The organism is Arthrobacter sp. SPT-J7 (assembly GCF_059089965.1).
Window position 1 is genome coordinate 1 of sequence record NZ_JBNHFF010000318.1, and the last position, 2,898, is coordinate 2,898.

At 65.3% G+C, this 2,898-nt stretch carries 3 protein-coding genes and 1 pseudogene; all 4 read left to right on the top strand.

Annotation, left to right across the window (positions count from 1 at the left end; translation table 11 throughout):
• On the top strand, window positions 1–443 hold a 443-nt coding region (locus tag AC5RWX_RS31975), incomplete at its 5' end, for an ATP-binding cassette domain-containing protein (RefSeq protein WP_494100204.1).
• Complete coding sequence (locus AC5RWX_RS31980) at window positions 440–1,474, top strand: ABC transporter permease (protein ID WP_494100205.1); 1,035 nt, start codon at window positions 440–442, stop codon at window positions 1,472–1,474. The genes AC5RWX_RS31975 and AC5RWX_RS31980, both read left to right, overlap by 4 nt.
• Window positions 1,471–2,583, top strand: coding sequence for an ABC transporter permease (locus AC5RWX_RS31985; protein ID WP_494100206.1), 1,113 nt, complete (start codon window positions 1,471–1,473; stop codon window positions 2,581–2,583). The genes AC5RWX_RS31980 and AC5RWX_RS31985 overlap by 4 nt, the downstream gene beginning before the upstream one ends.
• Window positions 2,583–2,898, top strand: a pseudogene (locus AC5RWX_RS31990) (ABC transporter substrate-binding protein); the annotation flags it as partial. The gene AC5RWX_RS31985 and the pseudogene AC5RWX_RS31990, both read left to right, overlap by 1 nt.

The window sequence follows — 2,898 nt, forward strand, 5'->3', positions numbered from 1 at the left end:
ACGCGCTGACGGTCATCAGATCAGTTTTCCCGCGCCGCGCCGGCGCCGCAAAAACCGAGATCCCCGGCATGTTTTCCTCCCTGGAGGTCGTGGCCAGGGACCTGGACCAGGAGGTGCAGTACCTCTCCGGCGGAAACCAGCAGAAGGTGGTCCTTGCCAAGTGGCTTACCATCCGCCCCCGCCTGGTCCTGCTGGATGAACCGACCCGCGGCATAGATGTGGGAGCCAAGGTGGCGGTGTACCGGCTGATGCGCAAGCTGGCAGCCGAAGGTAAAGCCATCCTGATGGTCTCCAGCGAACTGCCTGAGGTCATCGGCATGTCCGACCGGATCCTGGTGATGCGCGACGGGCGCCTCGCCGGTGAGCTTCCGGCCGGAACGTCCGAGGAAGCCGTCCTGCACCTGGGCACCGGCGCCAGGACTGCCTCTGGAGGAGGAACATGAAACGACGTCGGGGCTTTACCGAGCGCTTATCCTCCACGCAGATCGTCTACCTGGTGGCGCTGCTGACGCTGATCGCCGGCGCCATCCTGGTCAGCACCGTTGGCCGGAACTTCTTCAGCCAGGGCAACATCTCCAGCATCCTGACCGGCACCAGCGTCCTGGGCTTCATCGCCATCGGACAGACGCTGGTCATCCTCGCCGGCAGCCTGGACCTTTCGGTTCCCTACGTCACAAGCCTGGCCAGCCTGATCGCCGCCGGTGTCATGGCCAACAATTCTGCCAACGTGCTGCCCGGCGTCCTGCTAACGCTGGGTGCCGCGGCAATCATCGGCCTGGTGAACGGGCTGATCGTGGCCCGCCTCAACGTGCACGGGTTCATCGCCACGCTGGGCATGGGCCTGATCATCAGCGGCTACCTCGCCACCAACTTCAAAGGCAGCTTCGGCCAGACCCCGTTCTCGTTCCGGCTGATCGGAGCCACCGGACTGGGGCCCATTCCGATCTCGACGATTATCATGCTCGCCTGTGCGGGCCTGGCCATGCTGCTGCTCCACCGCACCCGGCTCGGCCACCACCTGTACGCCGTGGGCGGTGACATCACGGTGGCCCGGACCTCGGGAATCCGGGTGGACCTGCCGGTCATCGCGGCCCATGTGATCTGTTCGCTGCTGGCAGGAATGGCCGGGCTGCTCCTCGCCAGCCGCCTGGGTGTGGGCAGCCCCACCGTGGGTTCCCAGGGCGGTTACGACCTGCTGTCCATCGCCGCGGTGGTCCTCGGAGGCACCCTGCTGGCCGGCGGCAAAGGCACCATCACAGGCACCCTCGGCGGCGTCCTGATCTTCGCCATGCTGGACAACATCATGTCCGTCATGCAGGTCAACCCCTTCCTCAAGGACGTGGTCCGGGGCGTGGTGATCGTCGTCGCCGTTGCCGTCTATGCCCGCCGCAGAATCGTCAACCGGCCGGAGCGGTTCGGCCCGAAGAGTTCGGCGAATGCACCTGCACAGGCCGCCCCTGCGGAGGCACCGTGAGCACCACACTGCCCGCCGACCGCAGCGTAATCCTCCGGCAGAACCGCGCAAGCCGGTCCCAGCGGTTCCTGCGGGCCATCCGGACTCCCGGCGGCGCCGTTTTCATCCTGTTGATCGGCCTCCTTGTGGCCATCATCGCGCTGAACCCCTCCTTCGGGGAGCCGGGCTCGTTTATCCGGTTCATCGGCAGGACGGCCCCGATCGCCATCGCAGCCATCGGCCAGTACTTCGTCATCGTCGGCGGCGAATTCGACCTCTCCATGGGGTCAGTGGTGACCATGCAGGTCATCGTTGCCGGCAATCTCATCCGGCAGGACGATTCCAGGGTGATACCGGTCCTGGTCCTGATGTTTGTGCTCGGCGCTTTCATCGGACTGGTGAACGGGCTGATCACAACACTCCTGAAAGTGCCCAGCTTCATTGTCACGCTGGGCATGATGCTGGCCCTGCTGGGCCTGGTCCTCTACTGGACCGGCGGCGCGGCGCAGGGCAACCCGGCGGACAGCTTCCGCCAGATCGGACGCGGCGGAATCCAGGATGTCCCCGTCCTGGACATCATCCCCTACCCCGTCATCATCCTGGCGGCAGTGGCCATTTTGGCGGTTGTCCTGATGCGCCGCCCTTTTGGCCGGACACTCATCGCCGTCGGTGACAATCCACGGGCAGCTGAGCTGTCCGGTTCCCGCGTCTGGTGGGTGCGGACACGGGCGTTCATCATCTCGTCGCTCTCGGCCACCGTGGCGGGCATCCTGCTGGTGGGTTACGCGGGAGTCCACCCCTCCGTGGGGCGGGGATACGAGTTCACGGCGATTACCGCCGTCGTACTTGGCGGCGTGGTGCTGGGAGGCGGGCGGGGCTGGGTCCTGTCCGCGGCTGCCGGGGCGTTCGCCCTCGAGTCGCTGTTTACGCTCCTGAACTTCATGGGTGTCCAAGCCACGTGGCGGGACACGGTCCAGGGGGTCATCATCATCGTCGCTGTGGCAGCAGCGTCCAAGTCATGGCAGCGCAAACGCAAAGGAGCAACATCCGCTGCCCATGACGAACGGCACAAGCTTAGCGCAGCACCCATGCCCCTCAAGGGCACCGAACAAGGAGGAGATCAACTTTGATGCGCAAACACTCTATTCGCGCGATCGCGCTTGGGGCGGCGATGCCGTTGGTGGTGCTGACTGCCTGTACAACCACGGATCCGTCGGTCACCGAGACGACGGCACCGGGGACCGAAGCGCCGGCAGCAACCACCCCGGCAGCCCAGGACTGGTTCGACCAGTCACTGTACGATGCGCAGTTCCAGCAACGTACGGCGACCTTCGAAGGGAACGCGGAACAGCCCTACCTCCAGTACATCGCCGGTGACATGACGGACACCGCGAAGTTCGCCTCAAGCGGGCCAAAGAAGGCCTGCTTCGCCAACGCCTCCATTT